Origin of the sequence: Vibrio sp. Vb0304, assembly GCF_033338995.1 — a bacterium.
Taxonomy (GTDB): Bacteria; Pseudomonadota; Gammaproteobacteria; order Enterobacterales; family Vibrionaceae; genus Vibrio; species Vibrio alginolyticus.
This window is the reverse complement of record NZ_JAWOTT010000074.1, coordinates 1-1,731: the sequence shown is the minus strand read 5'-3', so window position 1 is coordinate 1,731 and position 1,731 is coordinate 1. Positions and strand designations below refer to the sequence as shown.

At 51.1% G+C, this 1,731-nt stretch carries 1 protein-coding gene; it reads right to left on the bottom strand.

Annotated elements, in window-relative coordinates:
* Positions 1–1,731: flagellar hook-length control protein FliK (locus R7P35_RS23840; protein ID WP_318092797.1), on the bottom strand; the 1,731-nt coding region annotated here is incomplete at both ends.

The window sequence follows — 1,731 nt, the reverse complement described above, 5'->3', positions numbered from 1 at the left end:
CTGACTGGCCAGAAAAACCGCGTCCAGACGTGCCTTGGCCATTTTGTTCAGCCGCTGCGTAGCCACTTTGCTGTTGTCCACTGCTTTGCTGCTGAACCGAGGAATCCGCCAGTTGCATCCCTTGTTGAGCCAACATTTCACGTAGACGAGGCAACGTTTGTTCAATAATGTCACGCGCTTGTGGGTTGGTAACCGTAAAATGCACGTTGGCCAAATCGTTGTTCATCGTCATGCGAATTTGCATACGGCCAAGCTCTGGTGGGTCAAGTCGGATGTCGAGGTTCTTCAAGTTCTTCGACATCATCATTTGTACTTTTTCCGCCACTTGCTCATTAGCGAGTTCTTTTGTTAATTGCAGAGGCAGTTGCGCTTGCTGAGCGGCTTCCGCTCGGGTTTGCTGTTGGGCTGTTACACCTTGTTGCCCAGCGGCCGCTTGCAGCTGTCCTGCTAATCCGTATTGCGACTCTGGCTTATCTTGCTGGCTCGCCGTAGCTTTCAACGCACCTGCACTTAACGCGGCATTGATCGCTTTGTGGCTCACTTCCCCATTAGCAGCCATTTGAACTGCTGGGTTGAAATTATTCGCCACCAGCGCATCCGGCATTGGTGCGGACGCAAGTTTATCGGCATGTTGAGCCATTGGCGCTTGCGCAGCGGCGTGCTTCATCTCTTGCGCGTTTACGTATTGTGCTTGTTGCCCCATCGCGACTGTAGCGGCTGTTCGTTCACTGCCGTTTCGTACATTGTTATGCTGCGTTGTATTTTGCTCCGCAAGAATGGCTTTCACGTCCGTTGGCAGCGCAACCAACTGGGCTAGCTCTTGCTCAGGAATATCCGCGACGACGTCACCCGTTCTCAAACCTTCAATGACATCGATTTCTTGTTCGCTCAGAGGTTTGCCTTGCGCCAACTTGGTATCAATGACTTCCAGCTCATCAATTGAAACCAGCTGAACCGCCTTACCTTCAAAGCCGACCGTCGCAGGGGCAAGTGACACCGAACCGTCCAATACATCTGAGGTGTTCACCTGAGCTTGTTGCATTGCTGAAGCATCCATTACAGGAGACGCCGTCAGGTTTTGCCATTCGGTTGATTGAGATTGTAGCTTCTCAATATCAATCGGCTTTCCATTGGCATCTAAGATTGGTTCCAGTTGCTGCTCGGCCGCCAAATTCACTTGCTCAACAGAAGGCGTCGATTGCAACGCTGCTAGCGCTTTTGCGTCATCTGTTTCGACCAGTTTCGACACTGGAGCAGAGAAAGAGGTTGCTTGCGTCGTCTGTAGAGGCAAACCCTTGCCGCTATCAACAAAAGAATCATTGGTTTGCAATGCTTGGTTCGCTTGTTCAATACGACCGAGTAGTTGCTGACCTTCTCCCATCGCACTGGCCACCACTATCTTATCTTGCGAGTCTGTGTTCTGAGCGCTTTGTTTTGAATCCAGCAGAGCCTCTGACTCCATTGGCGACAAAGCTTGCTTCGCTACGACGGGGGCTTTACCTTCTTCTTGAAATGCTTCCGAAGTTTGCTCGGATTCGTCAGCAACGGCTTTTACGCCTTCATGCTCTAGCAATGCATCAGCCGCTTTTCCGTCGACACTCTCACGGTTCGCGACTGATTCTTGGCTCTCGCCATTTTTCTCGACCGTTTCACCTTCTGTGGCGCTAACGTCGGTCTTTGCATCTGTACTTGCTGTTTGAGTGACCGCTTTTTCTGCTTTTTGTGAACCTG